The organism is Sphingobium sp. SG1, from assembly GCF_057063145.1.
Genome location: NZ_JBVVOJ010000001.1, coordinates 1 through 22,503 on the forward strand (window position 1 = coordinate 1; position 22,503 = coordinate 22,503).

Sequence of the window (22,503 nt, forward strand, 5' to 3'; positions counted from 1 at the left end):
CTCGGATGCAGCATATCATCGACCAGATCACCCGGACGACATTCGGAAAACGGTCGGAGAAACTGAACGAGGATCAGTTGGCGCTGGGCCTCGACGACCTCGATGTTGCCCGCGCTGAACTGGAAGCCTTGGCCGAGCAGGCTGCGGCCGCAGCGGGCCAAAAGAAGGAGCGGGCGCGAAGGGAGCCTGGGACAGCACGGGCGTCGCTGCCAGCGCATCTGACCCGCGTTGAGGAAGTGATCCTCCCTGACGAGACGGAATGCCCCTGCTGCGGAGGCGCGCTGCACTGCATCGACAGCGACATATCAAGCCGGCTCGATGTCATCCCTGTCCAGTATCGCGTTATCGTGACGTCCCGACCGAAAATGGCGTGCCGGGCATGCAGCGATGGCGTGTTCCAGGCGCCTGCGCCCAAGCATGTGGTGCCAGGCGGCCTGCCCACCGAGGCGCTGATCGCCGATGTTCTCGTCAAGAAATATGCCGATCACACTCCCTTCTACCGGCAGGCACAGGCAATGCGGCGCCAGGGTATCGAGATCGACAGGGGAACAATGTGCAACTGGGCAGGCAGAGCCGCCGCCTGGCTCTGCCGCCTGACCAGCCGGATGAAGGCCGACCTCCTATCGGGCGCGAGGCTGTTCGTTGACGAGACCACGGCCAAGGTCCTGGCTCCCGGTACCGGCAAGGTGAAGACGGGATATCTCTGGGCGATCGCTCGTGATGATGGCGCGCATGGCGGCACCGATCCACCGGCTGTCGCCTACACCTACATGCCAGGTCGCGGGAAAGTCTGGGCGGAAAAGCTGCTCGGGGACTTCGCCGGCATCGTCCAGTGCGACGGCTATGGCGCGTACAAGCATATCGAGGCGCCGGACCGAAGGGCCGGTCCCGGAACGCTCGCCTTCTGCTGGGCACATGTCAGGAGGGGCTACTTCGACGATGCCAAGGGCGGCAACGCACCGGTCGCCGATGAGGCCCTGCGGCGGATCGCCGGGCTCTACAAGATCGAGGCTCGTATCCGAGGCTCCAGCCCCGAACACAGACTGGCGGTGCGCCAGGCTGAAGCCGCTCCGATCATCACGGACATGCTGCCATGGCTCAAGGAAATGCTGCCCAAACTACCCCGCGGCTCCCATACAGCCGAGGCCATCGGTTACACCCTCAACCACTGGAAGGGCCTCGTCCGCTTCCTTGAGGATGGACGGATCGAGCTGGATAACAATACCGTCGAGCGCTCAATCAGGCCAATTACCCTCCAGCGGAAAAATGCCCTGTTCACAGGCCATGACCTGGGGGCTGAAAACTGGGCGACCTTTGCCAGCCTGATAGAAACCTGCAAACTGGGCGGCATCAACCCTCAGGCCTACCTCACCGATGTCCTCGCCCGCATCGTCCTGCGCGGCGATGCAGATCCCATCGATGATCTGCTCCCATGCAACTGGGTAGATAGTCGCGCTGCCACCAGCCCCGTCATCGATCAGGCCGCCTGAGCGCTCCCCCGTGGGGGTGTTTTAGCGCTTACAAAACAGCGACAAAGCCCAATCGCTGCTGGGCGATCGGGGCTATGACACCGACAGGTTCCGCAATGCGGTGCAGGAAAAAGGGATTGCCCCCTGTCCGGCTCGGAAATCCCGCAATAAGGCCGTCAAATACGGCACCTGTCGGTATAAGAGGAATCCCAACCGCCTCGAAATCATGTTCGGTCGCTCCAAAGACTGGCGGCGCGTCCCCACCCGCTATGACCGGTGCCCCCACTTGTTCAGGTCATGGGCCTGAACCTGATGAAATGATATCGGCCTGAACCCACCTCGATCGTCACACCTTCGGGTGTCGTGGCATGGACGGGGATATCGGGATGCTCCTCGACTGCCCGGCGGGCCTGTCGCCGCTCGGCCCCGTCGCACTCAACGTCGCCGCGCCGGACGAGGGGAATATGTACCTGCTCGGGCGGGTGGCGACGCCGGAGCAGAAGGCCCGTTTCCTGACGCCACTGCTGGCGGGGCAGGCGCGCTCCGCCTTCTTCATGACCGAACCGGCGGACGAGGGCGGTGCCGGGTCCGATCCCTTGATGATGCAGACCATGGCATCACAGGACGGCGATGATTGGGTCATCAACGGGCGCAAGGCGTTCATCACCGGTGCCGACGGCGCGCGCATCGGCATCATCATGGCGCGGACGGAGCAGGGGGCGACCATGTTCCTGGTCGACCTGCCCGACCCTGCGGTGCGGATCGAGCGGGTGCTCGACACGATCGACTCTGTCATGCCGGGCGGCCATGCGATCATCGCGATTGACGGCCTGCGGGTGCCGGCCAGCCAGATATTGGGCGCGCCACACAAGGGGGTCGACTATGCGCAGCTCCGACTGGCGCCGGCGCGGCTTACCCATTGCATGCGATGGCTGGGCGCTGCGAGCCGTGCGCACGAAATCGCCTGCGCCTATGCCGTTCGGCGCCAGGCATTTGGCAAACCGCTGATCGATCATGAAGGGGTCGGCTTCATGCTGGCCGACAACCGCATCGCCTTGCAGCAGGCGGCGCTGATGGTGGACTGGTGCGCCGGCATTCTCGATGCGGGCGAAGCGGGAACGGCGGAAAGCTCGATGGCCAAGGTGGCGGTATCCGACCTGCTGTTCGGCGTCGCCGATCGCTGCGTGCAGGTGATGGGTGGCACCGGCGTTTCAGGCGACACGATCGTCCAGCAGATCTTCCGCGAAATCCGCGCCTTCCGCATCTATGACGGCCCGACCGAGGTGCATAAATGGAGCCTCGCCAAGCGCATCAAACGCGAGACGCTGGCGGCACTGGGATGAGCGGGATCGTCGATCAGGCCGATATCGGTGCTGTGCGTGATGGCCATCGTTTCGACGAGGCCCGCCTGGCGGCCTGGATGGCCGACAATGTCGATGGCTATGGCGGCGCGCTGACCGTCCGCCAGTTCAAGGGCGGCCAATCCAACCCGACCTATCATCTGTCCGCTGGCGGGCGCGATTATGTGTTGCGGCGCAAGCCGCCCGGTGCCTTGCTGCCCGGCGCGCATGCGATCGATCGGGAAGCGCGGGTGATGACGGCGCTGGCTGGCCAGGGCTTTCCCGTGCCCCGCATTCATGGCTATTGCGCCGATACGGCAGTCATCGGCACGCCCTTCTATGTCATGGCGATGGTGGAAGGGCGGATATTCTGGGATCCCGCACTTCCCGACTTGCCGAAGGACGAGCGATCTGCCTGTTTCGATGCGATGAACGCGACGCTGGCGCAGTTGCATCGGATCGAACCCGATGTCGCCGCCCTGGGGAATTATGGCCGCCGGGACGGATATGTCGCGCGCCAGATTGCGCGCTGGTCACGCCAATATCGCGAGGATGAGGCGGCGGGGCGGCTGGCGGACATGGACCGGCTGATCGAATGGCTGCCGGCGCATCTGCCGCCCGAGCGTCCGGCCCGCATCATCCATGGCGATTTCCGCATCGACAATATGATCTTCCATCCGACCGAGCCGAAAGTGCTAGCGGTGCTGGACTGGGAATTGTCGACGCTGGGCGATCTGGTTGCCGATTTTGCCTATCATCTGATGATGTATCGTCTGCCGCGTCACATCATGTCGGGGCTGGCCGGTATGGATCTGGTGGCGCAGGGATTGCCATCCGAGCAGGCCTATGTGGCGGCCTATGCCCGTCGGGCGGAGCAGGCGGAGCTTTCCGACCTGGACTTCCACATCATATTCAACCTGTTCCGCTTTGCCGCGATCGTTCACGGCATAAAGGGTCGGCTTGCGCGCGGAACGGCAGCCTCGCCCAACGCTTCGACGATGGTCGCTATTTTGCCGGAGCTTGCCAGCATCGCACGGCGATATGCAGAAGGGGCTGTCTGAACAGCCTAACTATGCGACAAAAAAGTCTGATAATATATATTATGTTAAACTTATGTTGGCTGTGAAGTCCTTGCCGGATCAATCCTCTAGGATGCGGCTATGGGCTTTGGTGTCGCGCATGCGGACATAGACCGTCAACGAGATCGCGATCATGACACTGACATAAATATAGAAAGCGGATTCCATCCCGGACTGTTTGAACCAGAGCGCGACGAACTCGGCCGTACCGCCGAACAAGGTATTGGCGAGCGCATAAGGTAGCGCGACGCCGAGCGCGCGGATATGCGCGGGAAACAGTTCAGCCTTCACCACCGCGTTGATCGAGGTATAGCCGGTGACGATCACCAGGCCCGCCATCACCAGCAGCCCGGCGACCAGCGGATCGCGCGTCACCGCCAGCGTGGCGAAGATCGGATAGGTGCAGAGCATGCCCATGACGCCGAAGCCGATCATCAGCGGCTTGCGCCCGATGCGGTCGGACAAGGCGCCGGCCACCGGTTGTAACAGCATGAAAATAAACAATGCTATCCCATTGATTTCCGACGCTGTTTCACGACCGAAGCCAGCCGTATTGACCAGGAATTTCTGCATGTAGATGGAATAGGCATAGAAGGCGATCGTGCCGCCGGCGGTCAGCAGCATCACCGTCAGCGTTTCGCGCGGATGGTTGGTGATGAGTTCGATGAAGCCGGACTTGGGCGCGCCTTCGGCCTTGGCCACTTCATAGCTCTGGGTTTCGGCAAGGCCGCGCCGCAGCCAGAAGACGATCACCGCCAGTGCGCCGCCAATGGCGAAGGGAATGCGCCAGCCCCAGGCGTCAAGCTGCGCCTCCGTCAGGATAGACTGGAGCAGCAGCAGCACGCAGATCGCCACCAACTGCCCGGCGATCAGCGTCACATATTGGAAGCTGGAATAGAAACCGCGTCGGTCCTTGCCGGCCATTTCGGTGAGATAGGTCGCGCTGGCACCATATTCACCACCAATCGACAGGCCCTGCATCAACCGGGCCAGCACGAGCAGCAGCGGCGCGCCGACGCCGATCACCTCATAGCCCGGCGTCACCGCGATCAGCAGCGATCCGGCGCACATCAACGACACTGACAGGGTAAGCCCGCTCTTGCGGCCGTGACGGTCGGCGTAGACGCCCATCAGCCAGGCGCCGATCGGTCGCATCAGGAAGCCCACGGCAAAGATGCCGGCTGCGCTCAGCAACTGGGCGGTGCGATCCTCGCTCGGGAAGAAATGCGGCGCGAAATAGAGGGTGAAAGCAGCATAGGCATACCAGTCATACCATTCGACCAGATTGCCGGTGGAACCACCGATGATCGCCTTGAGCCGGGCCCGTTTGTCGGGTGCGGCACCCTGCCTCTCATGTGACGTCATGGCGTCAGCACCATTTCACCATTTTCAACGCTCCAGCTTTTGAGACGGGACAGCATGTTCATGCCGATGACATTGACGTCGCCCAGCGCCGGCGAGACGACGACCTCGACATCATTGGCGCGCAGCGGCCCGACCGTCAGGGTCGAGATGCTGGCGCGGCGCGCGTCGATCTTGCCATTGGCGGTGTTGAGCGGGATCGGGGGCGCGTTCATGTCGATATTGAGGCCGGTGGCGCGGGCGGTATTCTCCGAAAGGGCGGTGATGGTCGCGCCACTGTCGATCAGGAAGCGCGCGGACATGCCGTTGACCATGCCCTCCACCCAATAATGGCCGTCCCGCGCGACCGGAATGCGCACCACCTGACCATCGGACTGGATCGGCGGTGGGGCCGGCGGCGGCGCGGGCTGTGATATGGGCTCGGCACTGTTCTGCGGCTGGAGCAAGGCCCCCTCCTCCGCTGCGAACCGTGCCGGCATCAGCCCCGCCTTCTGGGCGAAGGTGAAGAGGCCGAGCAGGGCGCCGAAGATCAGCACCCAGAGCAGCGCCATCCGCACGAAGCTGCCCAGCGCGATGCGGCGGCCGATGAGCGCGGAGCCGACCAGGACCAGGGCGAGCAGATACCAGATGCTGGACATCGCCTGATCCGTGCCGTCCATCAGTGGGGTGCTCCGTCGTTGAGGTCGATGACCAGCCCGTCATAGCCCGGCTCCACGCCTTTGGGGAGCGTGGCGCACAGAGTGGCATAATCCATGCTCTGGTCCATATGGGTGAGGATCGCGCGCCTGGGCCGGGTCGCCGCGATCCCCGCCAACGTCATCTCCAGATGGGCATGGGTGGGATGCGGCCGGGCGCGCAGCGCATCGACCACCCAGATGTCGAGATCATCGAACAGCGCCAGCATATCCGGGGTTATGGCATGAAAATCCGTCGCATATCCGACATGACTATCATCATGACTGAAACGAAATCCAGTCGAATAAATGTCGCCATGGGGCATGTCGGTGCAGGCAATGTCGATATCGCCGATCCGCAGCCCATCGGGCAGATCATGCGGGACGATGATCGGCGGATAGCCCCCCCTCCCCGCAAAGGCATAGGCGAAGCGGGCCTGGAGCAGGCGCATCGTCTGGGCACGGGCATAGCCGGGGATCGGGCTGCCGCGATGATGGAACAACTGGCGGACATCGTCGATGCCATGGCTGTGATCGGCATGGTCATGGGTCCACAGGATCGCGTCGATGTCGATCACGTCGGCCGCCAGCAATTGCGTCCGCAGGTCCGGGGATGTGTCGACCAATATCCGGGTCGTCGCGCTTTCCACCAGGATCGAGACGCGGGTGCGGCGGTTGCGCGGTTCCGTTGGATCGCAGGTGCCCCAATCATTGCCGATCCGGGGAACGCCGGAGGATGTGCCGCTGCCAAGGATGGTCAGCTTGAGGCTCATGCCTGCGGCCGGCCCTCGATCTTGGCAAAGAGGCGCAGGAAATTGGCCGAGGTGGCTTCTGCCAGATGCTCGATGCTTTCACCGCGCAGATCGGCAAGGAAGCGGGCCGTGTCGGCAACGAAGGCCGGTTCGCACGGCTTGCCGCGATGGGGCACCGGGGCGAGGAAGGGCGAGTCCGTTTCCACCAGCAGCCGGTCGAGCGGCAGGCGCGCGGCGGTTTCCTGCAGATCCTTCGCGCTCTTGAAGGTCACGATGCCCGAAATGCTGATATAGAAACCCAATTCCATCGCCGCATCGGCAAAGGCGCCGCTGGCGGTGAAACAGTGGATGACGCCGCCATAGGCCCCCTTCCCCATTTCGTCCCGCATGATCGCCAGCGTATCCTCTTCCGCTTCGCGCGTATGGACGATCAGCGGCAAGCCGGTCTCGCGACAGGCGGCGATATGGCTGCGGAAGCTTTTCTGCTGCCGCTCGCGATCGCTATGGTCGTAATAATAATCGAGGCCCGTTTCGCCGATGCCGACGACGCGCGGATGGGCCGCGCGCTCGACCAGTTTGGCGGTGTCGACATGGGGATGCTCGTCTGCCTCGTGCGGATGGATGCCGACGGTCGCCCACACGTCCGCCTCGCGCACCGCCGTGCCCAGCACATCGTCCCACTCGCTTTCGCGGGTGGCGATGTTGAGCATCAGGTCGACGCCGCGCGCACGGGCGCGTTCCAGCACATTATGCTGATCTTCGATCAACCCCTTGTAATTTAGGTGACAATGGCTGTCGATCAACATCCGTCAGGCGTCCGCTTCGGTCAGTTCCAGGCGCGGGAAGAGCGGCTTGGGCGCGGCCAGCCCGAAATCGCTTTCGGCCAGATCGCTATACCAATGATCGCCGATCGCGCCATAGCTGCGCTTGTCCGCCGGCACGCCCATATGGTCGAGCAGCGCGGTGGCGCTCGCCGGGATCACCGGCTGGATCGCGACCGCCAGCTGGGCGATGGCGATATAGAGCGTCGCCAGTACTGTCTCCATCCGCTCGGGATCGGTCTTGCGCAGCGACCAGGGTGCCTGCGCGTCGATATATTGGTTGCAGGCAAAGGCCGCGCGCAGCCAAGCATCGATCGCCACCGAAGGCGCCAGATCGGCCATGGCGGCGGGCATATCGCTGCGCACGACCTTGTCGATCAGCGCGAACAGCTCCGTATCGGCGGCGTCATGGCCGTTCACGGCCGGCAGGCGACCTTCCAGATTTTTGGCGATGAAGCTCAGCGTGCGCTGGGCCAGATTGCCGAACGCGTTGCCCAGATCGCTGTTCGAGCGCTGGACAATCGCTTCGGCGCTATAGCTGCCGTCATTGCCGAAGGTCACTTCGGACAGCAGGAAATAGCGCAGTTGATCGACGCCGAAGCGTTCGGCCAATTCCATCGGATCGGCGACATTGCCGACCGACTTGGACATCTTCTCGCCGCGGTTCAGCAGGAAGCCATGGCCGAACACCTGACGGGGCAGCGGCAGCTTCGCACTCATCAGGAACGCCGGCCAGTACACCGTATGAAAACGCACGATATCCTTGCCGATGATATGGGTGATATCGCCACCCTCGGCCCAATAGCGCGCCATCCGTTCCGCATCGTCAGGATAGCCGCAGCCGGTGATATAGTTGGTCAGCGCATCGACCCAGACATACATGACATGGCCGTCGGCGCCGGGCACCTGAACGCCCCAGTCGAAGCTGGTGCGCGAAATGCTGAGATCGGACAGGCCGCCCTCGACGAAGCGCAGGATTTCGTTGCGACGGCTTTCCGGGCGGATGAAATCGGGCTGGCTGTTATAGAGGTCGAGCAGCTTGTCCTGATATTTGGACAGGCGGAAGAACCAGCTTTCCTCGACGGTCCATTCGACCGGCGTTCCCTGCGGCGACAGCTTTACGCCGCCTTCGCCCTCGGTGATTTCCTTCTCATCATAGAAAGCTTCGTCGCGGACCGAATACCAGCCCTCGTAACGGCCCAGATACAGGTCGCCATTGGCCTCCATCGCCTGCCAGATCGCCTGGCTGGCGCGGTGGTGATCGGGTTCGCTGGTGCGGATGAAGCGATCATAGCTGATATTCAGGCTATCGTTCATCTGCTTGAAATAGGACGACATCTCATCGGCCAGCTTGCGCGGCTCGATGCCCCGGTTGCGCGCCGTCTGGGCCATTTTCAGGCCATGTTCGTCGGTTCCGGTCTGGAAGAAGACATCGCGGCCCATCATCCGCTGGAAACGGGCGATCGCGTCGGTGGCGATCACCTCATAGGCATGGCCGATATGTGGACGGCCGTTGGGATAGGAAATGGCGGTGGTGATGGTGTAAGGCTGCGACATGCAGCCTCCCTAGCGGCTGTTCGCGTCGTCGCAAAGCCGCTTTTCAGGTCGCGGCCTCAGCCAATGCCGCGACATGGCCGCCCAGCTCGAAAACGACCGAGGCCGGATCGAGCGACAGGATCACCGCACCGCCCGCCAGATGCCGCGCAGCTTCCCAATGATCGAGCGCGCTGCCCAGTGCGGGGCCATGGCGGGTCCGGGCGGCCTGGGCAATGAAGGCAGGCGCGCGCTCCAGAAAGGCTTCGTACCGCGGCTTGGCCGCCTTGCCCGCCAACGCCTTGGCCAGGCGCAGCCGTTCCCGATTGCCCGGATCACCATCGGCAGCGATCGCCAGCAGCGATTTTTCAAGGCCCGCAAGGTCGAGGCCCGCATAGCGCAGCGCGCGACCGGGCGAGCCCTCCCCGGCGCGCAGCAGTGCGTCCAGTTCCGGCCCGGACAGGCTTTCATCCTCGCGCCGGAGCACCGTCGCCATGGCGCCGTCCGACAGCGGATCGAAGCGCATCGTGCGGCAGCGCGAGCGGATGGTGGGCAGCAGCCGGCCGGGCGCATGGCTGACCAGCAGGAAGATCATGTCCGCCGGCGGCTCTTCCAACGTCTTGAGCAGGGCGTTGGCGGCGCCGCGCTCCAGATCATCGGCACTGTCGATCACGACGATGCGCCGCGAAGAGAGCGAGGGCGCCGACTGGATCAGCCGTTGCAGGCCGCGCACCTGGTCGACGCTGATGTTGCGCGCGGTAACACCATCCTTTTCCAGCGGCGCCAGTTCGGCATAATCGGGATGCGCGCTCGCCTCGATCAGGCGGCGGATCGGGTGGCTTTCGGGAACGGCGAGACCCTCGCCCTCGATCTTCGGGCCGGCCGCATCCGCCAGCAGGCGCATCGCCATGGCGCGGGCGAAGCTGGCCTTGCCGATGCCGCGCGGGCCGGTCAATATCCAGCCATGATGCATGCGACCGCTGCTTGCCGCCGCCAGCAGGGTCTGCGCCTGGGCGTCATGCCCGACCAGCGACGTCATGACAGCAGGTCGTTCAGTGCCGCGAGCAGCCGGGCCGTGACATCCTCAGCCGTGCCCGACGCGTCGATCGCGCGGACCCGTGCCGGCTCATCGGCGGCAAAGCGGACGAACGCATCGGCCACGGCACGGTGGAAGCTGCGATCGCGGCCGCCGATCCGGTCCGACACGTCGCCGTCACGGGCATGGGCGCGGGCTTCCGCCTCGGCTTCCGGCAGGGTCAGGAACAAGGTGCGATCGGGCAGGAATCCGGCGCTGCCGATCTGGTGCAGCGCCAATATGTCGGCATCGCTAAGTTCGCCCTGCCCCTGATAGGCACGGCTGCTGTCGAGGAAGCGATCGGACAGAACCCAGGCGCCACGGGCCAGCGCCGGTCGGATCGTCTTTTCGATATGGTCGGCGCGCGCGGCGGCGAACAGCAGAGCTTCGGCGCGGGGATTCCAGCGGTCAGCGCCGCCAGTCAGCAGCATGGCACGGATCGCTTCCGCCCCTTCGCTGCCGCCCGGCTCGCGGGTCTCGACAACCTCCAGCCCGCGCGCGCGCAGAGCCGCCGCCAGCGCACGAAGCTGGGTCGACTTGCCGGCGCCCTCGCCGCCTTCGAGCGTGATGAAACGGCCTGTTATCACCCGAAGAAGGACTTCAGACCATTCCAGAGACGACCGAAAATGCCCGCTTCCGCGACATCTTCACCAGCGACCAGCGGCAGCACCTGGGGCGGCGTATCCGGGGTCTGGACGATGAGCTGGGCGATCTGCTGGCCCTTGGCGATCGGCGCCTTGATCGGGCCGGTATAGACGACCTTCACCTTCACATTGGCCGATGCGGTGCGCGGCATGGTGACCGCCATATTCTGCGGTGCGACCAGCGACACGGTCGATGCGCTGCCCAACTGGACCGCCGCGGTCTCGACCGTCTGCCCCTTCTTGAACAGCGGCTGCGCCTTCCAGGCGCGGAAGCCCCAGTCCATGAAGCGGACGGATTCGGTAATCCGGCCGTTGAAGCTGGTCAGGCCGGCCACCACCATCACCAGGCGGCGGCCATCCTGTTCGGCCGAACCGGTGAAGCCGAAACCGGCTTCTTCGGTATGGCCGGTCTTGAGGCCGTCGGCGCCCGCGATCTTACCCAGGATCGGATTGCGATTGGCCTGCGCAATGTCGGAGCCGCCCATGGTCTTGCCCCAGGTGAAGGAGCGGGTGGCGTAGAATTTCTTGTAGAGATCCGGCGTTTCTACGATCGTGGCTTCGGCAAGCTTGGCCAGGTCTTCGGCGGTGACATAGGTCACGCCCTCGTCAGGCCAGCCATTACTGGTGCCGAAATGGCTGTTCTTGAGGCCCATGCGCTTGGCCTCCTCGTTCATCAGCGCGACGAACGCCTGCTCGGTGCCGGCAATGCCCTCGGCCAGCACGACGCAGGCGTCATTGCCCGACAGGGTGACGATGCCGTGCAGCAGATTTTCGACCGACACCTGCTCGCCCACCGACAGGAACATGGTCGAACCGGCCTTGGGGCCGTGCCATTGCTGCCAGGTTTCCGGACGAACCGTGAACTTGGTGTCGAGCTTCAACTCGCCCTTCTGGATCAGGCGGAAGGCGACATGCGCCGTCATCATCTTGGCCATCGACGCCGGCGGCATCCGGGTCTCGCCGCCCTTGTCATAGAGGACGGCGCCCGAGGAAAGATCCTTGAGATAGGCGATCGGCGCCTCGCTCGTATAAGGCGGGGCCGCGGCAACCAGCGGCTGGGCCAGCAGACCGACGAAGAGAGTGGCGGCAACGGTTTTCTTCATGAACTCAAGCCTTCGACTGGATAGATTCGCTGGACGCATCGCTATGATTAGCGCGCGTCATTAGCCATGACACGGACATTCGCAAAGCCCTTCGCTGCCGCTGCCTTCACGCCGGCCTGCGCCGCCTCCTGCGAGGGATAAGGACCATAGCGCACCCGCCAGACCGAGCCGGCCGCAACGGCGCGCGCGCCGATCTGCCTGGCCAGCGCCTCGGCCCGGCTCTGGGAAGAAAGAGCCGCAACCTGAACGACATAGCTACCTGATACCGGTTTTGCCGGTGTCGAGGCCTTCGGGACCGGCTTGGGAACGGGTGGCGCGGGCGTATCGAAGGAGGCGCCGGCACGGCTGGAACTGCTCGCGACCGGGATCGCCTGAACGACGGGGCGTGCGGTCTGAACCTGCGCTGGCGGGCTTGCCGGCACTTGCGCCAGACGCCCGCGCAGCACCTTGAGCAAGGGCTGCGGCGTCTCGATCCGCTCGGGCGCGCGGTGATGAGCGCGCAGCAGCGCCTTTTCCTGCTCGGGCGGATTGACCCGGCGAACGCGAACGGCCGCAGCGCCGTCGCCGGTAATGCCCATTTGTTCGGCCGCGCCACGCGACAGGTCGATGAGCTTGTCGTCGCTGAACGGACCACGATCGTTGAGCCGGACCAGAATGGTGCGACCGCTGCCCAGCGCCGTCACCTCGACATAGCTTGGCAGGGGCAAGGTCTTGTGGGCGCCGCTGATCGCCGACGGCACGAAATCCTCGCCATTGGCCGTCGGCTTGCCCGTAGCCTCCTCGCCATACCAGCTGGCATAGCCGACCTCGTCATAATTGACCGGATCGGCGGGGACATAGGTCTTGCCGCCCACGCTATAGGGTTCGCCGATCTTGACCGGTTCGTCCGCAACCGCTGGCGCCGTTAAAGGTGGCGCGGGGCGTGGCGCCGGCGGCGCAACCGCCTGCTCGCTGCCGCAGGAGGCCAGCAGAGACGCCGCGCCGCCAAGCGCGAGCCAGTTCCTATTGCTTGACCGCATCGGCCAGCAACCCCACGGAAAGAGCGTAGAAATTGGAGCAATTATAGTCGAGGATCGCGCGATAATTGCTGGTCAGCAGATAGGCGGTCTTGCCCGGCCCATCCGGCTCCAGCAGGGTCGCCATGACAGTGTCCGCCGGCCAGATACCACTGGCCGGGAACAGGCCCAGCTTGCGCCACTCGGCCATGGTCAGCCAGCGGCTGTGGCGGTTGAACACCCGCGGGCAGCGCGGCGCCGTCGTGCGCGCCGCCACCGAGGCGCGGTTGAAGCTGGTCGGCACGCTGACAGCCACGCCCCAGGGCTGGCCCCGCCGCCATCCCGCCGCGACGAAATAATTGGCGATCGACGCCAGCGCATCCGCCTGGCTGGTCCAGATATCCGCCCGGCCATCGCCGTCGCCATCCTTGGCGAGCTTGAGATAGACCGAGGGCAGGAATTGCGGATAGCCGGTCGCCCCGGCCCAGCTGCCGACCAGCCGGCTGCGCGGCACGCCATCGTTCAGCATCTTGAGTGTCGCCAGCAATTCCGGCTCGAACAAGGTGCGGCGGCGCCCTTCGTGCGCGAGCGTCGCCAGCGACCGGATCAGGTCGAAATCGCCGGTGTAGGAGCCGTAGTTGGTTTCGTGGCCGAAAATGGCGACCATGATTTCCTCGGGCACGCCGGTTTCCGCCTCAATCCGGGCCAGTCGTGCGCGATTGGCGGCATAGACTGCCCGCCCGCGGCTGATCCGCGCGGCATCGACATGCTTGACCCGATAGGGTTCGAAATTGGGAATGGGCGAATAGGCGCCCCCGCCCGGCTGGCTCTGGTCGAGCGCCACGACGCGCGGGTTGATCGTCAGGGTCGGGAAGACGGCGTCCAGCGTCGCGTCGCGAATGCCCATGGCGCGTGCCTTGGGGCGCAAGGATTCCAGATAGGCGCGAAAATCCCCATCATCCTGCGCAACCGCGACCTGCGGCGCGGCCAATCCCGCCACAACCGTCGAAAAACCCATCATCAGCGCAATGGCCAGCGAATTGAACCGAGAATCTGCCATGACCTTTTGTGGCACAGCCAGGGCGACCGGCGAAACCCCTATCCGATACGAAGTCGCGAATGGACGACCATTAGCCTCAATATTGTCATTTTTGCCCTTGGCTTGTTCGCCGGCTTCGCTAGGAAGCGTCGCAACGGAAGTGTGGCCGAGTGGTTTAAGGCAGCGGTCTTGAAAACCGCCGTGGGTGCAAGCTCACCGTGGGTTCGAATCCCACCGCTTCCGCCATCACCATGCAAATCATGCAAAAAACGCCGCCGATCGAGAGACCCGCGGCGCTATCTTTCTATCCTTGATGATCGCTCATTCGCAATAGACGTTGCCGCGGTCGATCTCGCGGCCCAGCGCGCCGCCGACGCCGGCGCCCAGGATCGTGCTCAGCACGCCGGAATCGCCGTCGCCCAGCGCATTGCCCAGAACGCCGCCGACGGCCGCACCGACGATCAGACCGGTCGAGCCATCGTTACGGCGGCAATAATAGCGCCCATTCCCACCGCGATAGATGCGCGTGTTCCGATCGATGCGATAACGATCCCGCGAGGAACCGGGGCGATAATGCTGGTCAGGATAATATTTTCCGCCATGGGAGGCGGAATGTGATGGCTTGCCCGGTGCCGGCGGGCGTCCATTATTATGTGACGGCTTGCCGTGGGATGTGCCCGCGCTCGGCCCGCCATTATGGCCCGGCGGTCGGTTACCCGGACCGTTGCCATTATTATGCGAAGGCTTGTTCTGTCCGTGACCGGGCGGCTGGGCCGTTACCGCCATCGGGGCTGCCATCACAGCCAAGGCCAGTAGCATCGCAAATTTCCTCATGCCCTTCTCCTTCCGCCGGAACATCCGGTCCGCATCGCACAGGCGCAATGCGCAACGGCCTGTAAGCGCAAGAGTTCCGCCTTATCATTGCAGGGTCAAAACAAAAAAGGGCGCTGCCGTCGGCAACGCCCTTCCCTGTTTCTCGGCCGTGATTGCGCCTCAGCTCAGCGCACCATGGCAATGCTTGTATTTCTGACCCGAACCGCAGGGGCACAGCGCATTGCGGCTGATGTCCAGATTGGCGAACTCGCCCGGTGCGACATTGTCCACCGGCGCACGCGGAATGGTAGTGGTGATCCCCGCCAACTGGCTGCCATCGATATCCGCGCTGTTATCTTCGCCCGAGAAGGGGTCGATATGGGTGGTGATGAAGTCCGGCAGTACCGGCAGGTCGAACTGCGGCTGCGGCGCTTCCATACGGAACTGCACCCGCGCGATCGAGCTGGTCACGTCCTCGCGGATATTTTCCAGCATGCGCTCGAACAGGGCGAAGGCTTCCTGCTTATATTCGTTGATCGGCGTCTTCTGCGCATAAGCGCGCAGATGCACCACTTGGCGCAGCGCGTCGAGCGTCGAGAGATGCTCCTTCCAGTGATGGTCGAGGCTCTGGAGCATGATGCTCTTCTCAATCATGTGCCAGTCGGCCGCCTCAACTTCCTGCGTCTTCTCGGCAATGGCCGCGTCGGCCAGACCGGCAAGCCGTTCCTCGATCATTTCCGGATCGACGGCATCTTCAGCCAGCCAAGCGTCGAAATCGGGATCCAGGCCCAGCACTTCGGCCGTGCGCAGCTTCAGCCGCTCCATATCCCATTGTTCGGGATAGGTGCCCGGCGGGCAGGATGCGCCGACCAGGTCATTGACCGTTTCATGGCGCATGTCGGTGACGACATCGTCCACCGTTTCGGCGTCCATGATGTCGCTGCGCTGCTCGTAGATCACCTTGCGCTGGTCGTTCATGACATCGTCATATTCGACGACCTGCTTGCGGATGTCGTAGTTGCGGGCCTCGACCTTGCGCTGGGCGGTCTCGATCGCCTTGCTCAGCCACTTGGACGGGGGCAGCGCCTCGCCATCTTCCAGGTTGGAACGGATCATCTTGGCGAACATCGTGTCCGGCCCGAAGATGCGCATCAGGTCATCGTCGAGGCTGAGGTAGAAGCGCGACAGGCCGGGATCGCCCTGACGGCCCGAACGGCCACGCAGCTGATTGTCGATACGGCGGCTTTCGTGCCGCTCGGTCGCCAGAACGAACAGGCCACCGGCGGCCAGCACTTCCTGCTTCTCCGCCTCGATCTCGACCTCGATGCGGGCGATCGCCGCATCGCGCTCCGGGCCTTCCGGCATATCACGCAGTTCGTCCTCGACCCGCATCTCCAGATTGCCGCCCAGCTTGATATCGGTGCCGCGGCCAGCCATGTTGGTGGCGATCGTCACCGCGCCCTTGCGGCCTGCCTGAGCAACGATATGGGCTTCGCTCTCGTGGAAGCGCGCGTTCAGGACCGCATGCTTGACGCCTTCCTGATTGAGGAATTCCGACAGCATTTCCGACTTTTCGATCGACACGGTGCCGACCAGCACCGGCTGCCCCTTTTCGGCATGTTCCTTGATGGTGCGCGCAATGCCCCGGAACTTGTCTTCCAGATTCTTGTAGAACGTGTCTTCCTCGTCGACGCGCTGCACCGGTCGGTTGGTCGGGATGGTGACGACGTTCATCTTGTAGATTTCGTAGAATTCGGTCGCTTCGGTCGACGCGGTGCCGGTCATGCCCGAAATCTTGGGGTACATGCGGAAATAATTCTGGAAGGTGATCGACGCCAGCGTCTGGTTTTCCGGCTCGATCTGCACGCCTTCCTTGGCTTCCACCGCCTGGTGCAGGCCATCCGACCAGCGACGACCATCCATCATACGGCCAGTGAATTCGTCAATGATGACGACCTTGCCGTCCTTGACGATATAGTCGATGTCGCGGCGGAACATCACCACCGCGCGCAGCGCCTGGTTAACGTGATGGACCACTTGGGTGTTCTCGAAATCGTAGAGATTATTGCCCTGGAGCAGGCCGGCGGCCTCCAGCAGGCGCTCGATCTTCTCGGTGCCGTCTTCGGTCAGCGTGATCGTGCGCTGCTTCTCGTCCTTCTCATAATCCTCCTCGACCAGCTGCTTCACGATCGCGTCGACCGCGACATACAGCTCCGACTTGTCGTCGGTCGGACCGGAAATGATCAGCGGCGTGCGCGCTTCGTCGATCAGGATCGAATCGACTTCGTCGACGATCGCATGGTTGAACGGGCGCTGGACCATCGCACCGCGATCGAACTTCATGTTATCGCGCAGATAATCGAAGCCGAGTTCATTGTTGGTCGCATAGGTGATGTCGGCATTATAGGCCTCGCGGCGCTGGTCTTCCGACAGGTTGGGCACGATCACGCCGGTGGTAAGGCCCAGGAAGCGATAGACCTGACCCATCCATTCGCAGTCACGGCTGGCCAGATAGTCGTTCACGGTGACGACATGGACGCCCTTGCCCTCAAGCGCGTTCAGATAGGTGGCGAGCGTCGCCACCAGCGTCTTGCCTTCGCCGGTGCGCATTTCGGCGATTTCGCCGCGATGCAGGACGATGCCGCCGATCATCTGGACGTCGAAGTGACGCATGCCCAGCACGCGGACCGACGCTTCGCGGACGGTCGCAAAAGCTTCGGGCAGAAGGCCGTCCAGCGTTTCGCCATTGGCCAGGCGCTCACGGAAGCGCGCCGTCTGGCTCACCAGTTCATCATCGCTCATCGCCTGGATCGTCGGTTCGAAGGCGGCGATCTGGTCGATGACCTTGCCCAGCGATTTCACATAACGTTCGTTGGACGATCCGAAGATAGACTTGGCGAGTGCGCCGAACATGCAAATTCCTGACAATGAGGGGGCCATGGGTCCAACGGACACATGGGCAGATATGCGCCGCGATTTAGGCACGGCACAGCCGATAGTCAATCAATGCGACGGACTGTCGCACGGCTGTAACGGCTTTGCCCGATGCGGTTTTGCCGTAGCCGCGCCGTCCTGCCGTCGTGCAGGCGCGACGCGCCGCCGAAAATATTTTGCGTTTGGGCGCACGCCGCCGCAAGAGCGCCACGACAACAAGGGTCGCAAACAGGGTGTATCGTTCCATTTCCATGGCGCCGTCGCGCCGATTGCGCCTGCCTCTGGCGGCGCTGCTGGTCAGCGCATTGATCGGCTGGTTCCTGATCGCCGCGATTGCGGCGCCCTTCGATCATGACGAAAGCCAATATGTCGCCGGTGCCTATTTCAGCGGCCATGCGGTCATGTTTCGCGATTTTCTTTATCTTCAGCCGCCGCTGCACGCCTGGGGGCTGGCACCGCTGAGCCTGATCGCATCGGGCCATATGGTACTGGCGATGCGCCTTGCCACCGCCGTCATGGCGCTCGCGACGCTTGCGCTCATCTGGGCGGCCCAGCGTGCGGCAGGCATATCGCGCTCCAGCGCTACCCTGGCCATGCTACTGATGGCGGCAACAGCCGCGTTCCAGTTCAGCGGCTCCGTGGTCCGCAACGATATGCTGGCGACCCTGCTGGCCTCCGCCGCAATGCTGCTGACCTTGCTTGGCCTGCGTCATCGCTCGGACCGCCACTGGCTTGGAGCCGGGATCCTCTACGGTCTTGCCATCGCGACAAAGCTCAATTTCGCCCCGCTCGGCGCGACCGTCGGCCTGTTCGTCATCGCCAGCGGCGGCCGGCAGGCTATTCGCGCGCCCCTGTGCCTGGCGCTCGGCGCACTGCTGGGCATGGCGCCCATGGCCATCGCCTGGACATCGGGGCCAGACGGATTTCTCTACGGCGTCCTGACCTATGGCATGACCGCGCCCCACGCCTGGTATGCCGCCAACGGCGCCGCGCAGGAACTGGCGATCGCCGAAAAGCTGCGCGACCTTCTCAAATATCTCTGGAAGGGCCCAGCCCTTGTCGCCTTGCTGCTGCTCATCGCCAACTGGATCGCGACCCGTGGCCATGCGCGCTCATCAACGCGCCGGCTGGCGATATGGATGACCGCCGGCGCGCTGATCGGCGCCGCACTGCCGACCCCGACGCAATTGCAATATCTGATGCCATTGCTGCCGCCGCTCGCCCTTGCCCTCGGCTATCTGCTCGACGACGCCCGTCACTGGGGGCCGCTGCGGCGCAAGGTGATGCTGACGCTGCTCGGCCTGGCAGCGATCCCCGGTCTCATTCCCTCGATCCGGGATCTGGTAACAGCCGCCCGTACCGGATCGCCGCTGCTGGCCGCGCAGGCCAATGCCCATTGGCTGGGCATGACGGTGCGCGCCGCGGGCGGCGCCGATATCCTGACCCTCTCGCCGCATCTCGCGATCGACAGCGGCCTGACGCTCGATCCGCGCCTGGCGACCGGCCCGTTCGTCTATCGCACCGGCTGGACGCTCCGCCCCGAGCAGGCCCGCCGGCTCCATGCGCTGACGCCTGCCACCCTGCCGGACCTGGGTCGCGCCATGCCGGCAGCGATCCTTACCGGCTATGAAAATGGCACGCGCAAATTGCCGCTGCGCCCTGACGACGGTCTGGACAATTACGCCCGCCACCATGGCTATCGCATGGTCCCGATGCCCGATGGCGTCGGGCGCCTCTATCTGCAGGACTAGCGCCCGATCGGGCCATTGACGCAAGGGGGGATTTCGCTCATGCCGCGCCCCATGACCGACCGTTCCCCCCTCGCCCCCGCCGCCTTCCCCGCCCTGCCCGCCATTGCTGGCGTGACATTGCGTGTCGCAAAGGCGCGATACAAGAATTGGGACCGGTGCGACCTTACCTATGTCGAGCTGGACGCAGGCACGGCGGTCGCCGGCGTGACGACGCAGAGCAAATGCCCCTCGCCCGAGGTCGAATGGTGCCGGGACGCCATCCCCATGGGCCAGGCCCGCGCCGTCGTCGTCAATGCCGGCAACGCCAACGCCTTCACTGGCCATCGCGGCCGCGCCGCCGTGGAGGCGATCGCGGCCAAGGTCGCCAATCACTTGTCCTGCCAGCCTTCCAATATCTTCGTTTCCTCGACCGGCGTGATCGGCGTGCCGCTGCCGATCGACAAGGCCGAGGCCGGCCTGGACGCCGCCTTCACCGCCGCGCCCTGCGGCTGGGAGGATGCGGCCAACACGATCGGCACCACCGACACCTATGCCAAGGGTGCCCATGTTTCGGCGATGATCGGCGACACTCGCGTCGATCTGGTCGGCATCATCAAGGGATCGGGCATGATCGCGCCCGACATGGCGACGATGCTCGGCTATATCTTCACCGACGCTGCGATCGATCCGGGGCTGCTGCAGCAGATGCTGTCGGCCGCCAACAAGCGGACCTTCTCCTGTATCACCGTCGACAGCGACACCTCGACCAGCGATACGGTGCTGGCCTTCGCCACCGGCAAGGCCGGCAATGCGCCACTCGTTTCGATGGAAGATGCCGGCGCCGACGCCTTCGCCGCCGCGCTCTCCGATCTGTGCCGCCAACTCGCCCATCTGGTCGTGCGCGACGGCGAAGGCGCCAGCAAGTTCATCGAGATCACGGTCGAGGGCGCCGAGAGCGACGCCAGCGCCCATCGCATTGCCCTCTCCATCGCCAATTCGCCGCTGGTGAAGACCGCGATCGCGGGCGAAGACGCCAATTGGGGTCGCGTCGTCATGGCCGTCGGCAAGGCGGGCGAACCGGCCGAGCGCGACAAGCTGGCGATCCGCTTCGGCGCGACGCAGGTCGCCGCCGGCGGCCTGGCGCTGGACGGCTATGACGAGGCCCCCGTTGCCGCGCATCTCAAGGGGCAGGATATCGTCATCGGCGTCGATATCGGCCTGGGCGAGGGCCGCGCCACGGTGTGGACCTGCGACCTGACCCATGGCTATATCTCGATCAACGCGGACTATCGCAGCTAAGGGGACCGGCGCATGATGGTGGAACTGCATGATCCCGTCGTCGCGCTGATGCGGCAGGTGGGGCGCGACATCGTCATGCCCCGCTACCAGAATCTGGCAGCGGAAGAGATTAGCGAGAAGGCGGCGAACGACTTCGTCACCATCGCCGACAAGGAAAGCGAAATCCGGCTGGCCGAAGGGCTGACGTCGATCCTGCCCGAAGCCGGGGTCATCGGCGAAGAGGCCTGCGCAGCCGACCCGTCGATCCTCGACCGCGCCGGCGACGGCCTCAACTGGATTATCGATCCGATCGACGGCACGGGCAATTTCGCGTCGGGCAAGCCGCCCTTCGGCATCATGATCGCGCTGGCCGACAATGGCGCCACTTTGGCCGGCTGGATCCTCGATCCGCTGACCGGGCGGCTGTGCCATGCGACCCTGGGCGGCGGCAGCCATGTCGATGGCGAACGGATTATGGCGAAGGAAAGTAGCGGCGACCTGCCGATCGCTGCCATCTCCACCATCTTCATGGAGGCGGAGGAACGGGCCGAAATGGAGCGCAAGTCGCAGGCCATTTTCACCATGGTGGACATTCCCCGCTGCGCCGCCGAGCAATATCCCCGGCTGGTGCTGGGCCAGAATGACGTGTCGATCTTCGCGCGCGTGCTGCCCTGGGACCATGCGGCCGGCACCCTGTTCGTCAATGAGGCAGGGGGCTGCTGCCAGCGGCTCGACGGCAGCGCCTATCGGGTCGGTGAACAGCGTCGGGGCCTGATGGGCGCATCCTCGCCGCGCCTGTGGGATCTGGCGGCCAAGACCTATTACGCCTGACCGAAGGAAGACCGAACATGCTGACGATCTGGGGCCGCCTCAATTCGCATAATGTGAAGAAGGTCGCCTGGTTCGCGCAGGAAATCGACCTGCCCTTCGTCCGCCATGATGTCGGCATGGAACATGGCATGTCCGACGCCTATCTGGCGATGAACCCCAATCGCCTGATCCCGACGATCGAGGATGGCGATGTCGTGCTGTGGGAGTCCAACGCGATCCTGCGCTATCTTGCCCATCGCTATGCGCCGGAGGATATCTATCCTGCCGACCCGGCATTGCGGGCGCAGGGCGACAAATGGATGGACTGGCAATTCAGCTTTGCCGATGCCCAGCGCGACGCCTTCATCCAGCTGGTCCGACGCCAAGATGGACAGCGAAATTTACAGGTCGTCGAGCAATCGGCGCAGGCGTCCGGCGCGGCGATGACGATCCTCGACCGGGCGCTGGCGGATCAAGAATGGCTTTCGGGTGTCAATTTCGGTGTCGCGGATGTGCCTATGGGTGTCTACGCCCATACCTATTTCACGCTCGACATGCCGCGGCCCACCCTGCCGCATCTGCGCGCCTGGTATGATCGGCTGCGCGAAAAGCCGGCCTATGCCGAACTGGTAATGATCCCGCTCAGTTAATAAAAAGGGACGGCAGCCCGGCTGCCGTCCCTTTTTTAGATTTACCAGCGACTTAGAGGACGCTTTCGATCCAGCCCTTGAGCGCGCTCTTGGGTGCGGCGCCGACCTTGGTCGCGGCGACTTCGCCATTCTTGAACAGGATCATCGTCGGGATGCCGCGCACGCCATACTGGCCCGGCGCATCGGGATTTTCGTCGATGTTGATCTTGGCGATCGTGACCTTGTCGGCCAGTTCCTCGCTAATCTCTTCCAGAGCCGGGCCGATCATCTTGCACGGGCCGCACCATTCGGCCCAGAAGTCGACAAGGACGGGCTTGTCGGCGTCGATCACGTCCTGCTTGAAGCTGACATCGGTAACTGCCTTGGTGGCCATAACTGCAAACTCCTTAAGTTGGTCGATAT

General features: G+C 64.0%; 20 protein-coding genes, 1 tRNA gene and 1 pseudogene. 9 read left to right on the top strand and 13 right to left on the bottom strand.

What is annotated here, in order from left to right; all coding sequences use genetic code 11:
• The 4 genes and pseudogenes from tnpC to AC0KVN_RS00020 form a co-directional block, all read left to right on the top strand.
• A partial coding sequence (gene tnpC, locus AC0KVN_RS00005; protein ID WP_483655200.1) for an IS66 family transposase occupies positions 1-1,490 on the top strand: 1,490 nt, incomplete at its 5' end.
• A gap of 46 nt (positions 1,491-1,536) precedes the next feature.
• Positions 1,537-1,776, top strand: a pseudogene (locus AC0KVN_RS00010) (transposase); the annotation flags it as partial.
• A gap of 61 nt (positions 1,777-1,837) precedes the next feature.
• Positions 1,838-2,812 carry an acyl-CoA dehydrogenase family protein gene (locus tag AC0KVN_RS00015; protein ID WP_435567551.1) on the top strand — a complete coding sequence of 325 codons (975 nt, stop codon included), beginning with the start codon at positions 1,838-1,840 and terminating at the stop codon, positions 2,810-2,812.
• A complete protein-coding gene (locus AC0KVN_RS00020) occupies positions 2,809-3,870 on the top strand; it encodes a phosphotransferase family protein (protein WP_483655201.1) in 1,062 nt (353 codons plus the stop codon). Before AC0KVN_RS00015 ends, AC0KVN_RS00020 begins: the two co-directional genes overlap by 4 nt.
• Positions 3,871-3,948: 78 nt before the next feature.
• Here the strand turns inward: AC0KVN_RS00020 and AC0KVN_RS00025 are convergent, their stop codons facing one another.
• From AC0KVN_RS00025 to AC0KVN_RS00070, 10 genes are read right to left on the bottom strand one after another with little or no spacing between them, the layout of a single operon-like run.
• Positions 3,949-5,253 (bottom strand): MFS transporter, encoded by a 1,305-nt coding sequence (locus tag AC0KVN_RS00025; RefSeq protein WP_435567549.1) that lies wholly within the window; start codon positions 5,251-5,253, stop codon positions 3,949-3,951.
• Complete coding sequence (locus AC0KVN_RS00030) at positions 5,250-5,909, bottom strand: retropepsin-like aspartic protease family protein (protein WP_435567548.1); 660 nt, start codon at positions 5,907-5,909, stop codon at positions 5,250-5,252. Before AC0KVN_RS00030 ends, AC0KVN_RS00025 begins: the two co-directional genes overlap by 4 nt.
• Positions 5,909-6,697, bottom strand: a complete 789-nt coding sequence (locus AC0KVN_RS00035; RefSeq protein WP_435567547.1) for an MBL fold metallo-hydrolase — start codon at positions 6,695-6,697, stop codon at positions 5,909-5,911. Before AC0KVN_RS00035 ends, AC0KVN_RS00030 begins: the two co-directional genes overlap by 1 nt.
• Positions 6,694-7,482, bottom strand: coding sequence for a TatD family hydrolase (locus tag AC0KVN_RS00040; protein WP_333884195.1), 789 nt, complete (start codon positions 7,480-7,482; stop codon positions 6,694-6,696). Before AC0KVN_RS00040 ends, AC0KVN_RS00035 begins: the two co-directional genes overlap by 4 nt.
• A 3-nt stretch (positions 7,483-7,485) precedes the next feature.
• The gene (metG, locus tag AC0KVN_RS00045; protein WP_435567546.1) at positions 7,486-9,054 is read right to left on the bottom strand and encodes a methionine--tRNA ligase; all 1,569 of its coding nucleotides are present in this window, start codon (positions 9,052-9,054) and stop codon (positions 7,486-7,488) included.
• A 43-nt stretch (positions 9,055-9,097) separates the two neighbouring features.
• Positions 9,098-10,069, bottom strand: coding sequence for an AAA family ATPase (locus AC0KVN_RS00050; RefSeq protein ID WP_270093294.1), 972 nt, complete (start codon positions 10,067-10,069; stop codon positions 9,098-9,100).
• Positions 10,066-10,692 carry a dTMP kinase gene (gene tmk, locus AC0KVN_RS00055; protein WP_435567545.1) on the bottom strand — a complete coding sequence of 209 codons (627 nt, stop codon included), beginning with the start codon at positions 10,690-10,692 and terminating at the stop codon, positions 10,066-10,068. Before tmk ends, AC0KVN_RS00050 begins: the two co-directional genes overlap by 4 nt.
• Entirely contained in the window at positions 10,689-11,852 is a 1,164-nt protein-coding gene (locus AC0KVN_RS00060; RefSeq protein ID WP_004207133.1) for a D-alanyl-D-alanine carboxypeptidase family protein, read from the bottom strand. The genes tmk and AC0KVN_RS00060 overlap by 4 nt, the downstream gene beginning before the upstream one ends.
• A 47-nt stretch (positions 11,853-11,899) precedes the next feature.
• On the bottom strand, positions 11,900-12,871 hold the full coding sequence (locus tag AC0KVN_RS00065) for a septal ring lytic transglycosylase RlpA family protein (protein ID WP_435567544.1): 972 nt from the start codon (positions 12,869-12,871) through the stop codon (positions 11,900-11,902).
• Positions 12,855-13,907, bottom strand: a complete 1,053-nt coding sequence (locus AC0KVN_RS00070; protein ID WP_435567543.1) for a lytic murein transglycosylase — start codon at positions 13,905-13,907, stop codon at positions 12,855-12,857. Before AC0KVN_RS00070 ends, AC0KVN_RS00065 begins: the two co-directional genes overlap by 17 nt.
• Before the next feature lie 135 nt (positions 13,908-14,042).
• Between AC0KVN_RS00070 and AC0KVN_RS00075 the strand changes: the two genes are divergently transcribed.
• Positions 14,043-14,132, top strand: a tRNA-Ser gene (locus AC0KVN_RS00075).
• Between the two features lie 75 nt (positions 14,133-14,207).
• On the opposite strand, the gene AC0KVN_RS00080 is transcribed toward AC0KVN_RS00075, so the two are convergent.
• Entirely contained in the window at positions 14,208-14,720 is a 513-nt protein-coding gene (locus tag AC0KVN_RS00080) for a glycine zipper 2TM domain-containing protein (protein WP_435567542.1), read from the bottom strand.
• Between the two features lie 159 nt (positions 14,721-14,879).
• Entirely contained in the window at positions 14,880-17,612 is a 2,733-nt protein-coding gene (gene secA / locus AC0KVN_RS00085) for a preprotein translocase subunit SecA (protein ID WP_435567541.1), read from the bottom strand.
• A gap of 254 nt (positions 17,613-17,866) precedes the next feature.
• Here secA and AC0KVN_RS00090 point away from each other — a divergent pair, with 254 nt between their 5' ends.
• From AC0KVN_RS00090 to AC0KVN_RS00105, 4 genes are read left to right on the top strand one after another with little or no spacing between them, the layout of a single operon-like run.
• Positions 17,867-19,384: a glycosyltransferase family 39 protein gene (locus tag AC0KVN_RS00090; protein ID WP_435567540.1), complete on the top strand. Its 1,518-nt coding sequence runs from the start codon at positions 17,867-17,869 to the stop codon at positions 19,382-19,384.
• Positions 19,385-19,435: 51 nt separating this feature from the next.
• Positions 19,436-20,662, top strand: a complete 1,227-nt coding sequence (gene argJ / locus AC0KVN_RS00095; RefSeq protein ID WP_435567539.1) for a bifunctional glutamate N-acetyltransferase/amino-acid acetyltransferase ArgJ — start codon at positions 19,436-19,438, stop codon at positions 20,660-20,662.
• Positions 20,663-20,674: 12 nt separating this feature from the next.
• Entirely contained in the window at positions 20,675-21,472 is a 798-nt protein-coding gene (locus AC0KVN_RS00100; RefSeq protein ID WP_069336035.1) for an inositol monophosphatase family protein, read from the top strand.
• A gap of 17 nt (positions 21,473-21,489) precedes the next feature.
• On the top strand, positions 21,490-22,101 hold the full coding sequence (locus AC0KVN_RS00105) for a glutathione S-transferase family protein (RefSeq protein ID WP_435567537.1): 612 nt from the start codon (positions 21,490-21,492) through the stop codon (positions 22,099-22,101).
• Between the two features lie 52 nt (positions 22,102-22,153).
• Here AC0KVN_RS00105 and trxA read toward each other — a convergent pair whose 3' ends face one another.
• On the bottom strand, positions 22,154-22,501 hold the full coding sequence (gene trxA, locus AC0KVN_RS00110; protein WP_257011054.1) for a thioredoxin TrxA: 348 nt from the start codon (positions 22,499-22,501) through the stop codon (positions 22,154-22,156).
• Positions 22,502-22,503: the final 2 nt, after the last annotated feature.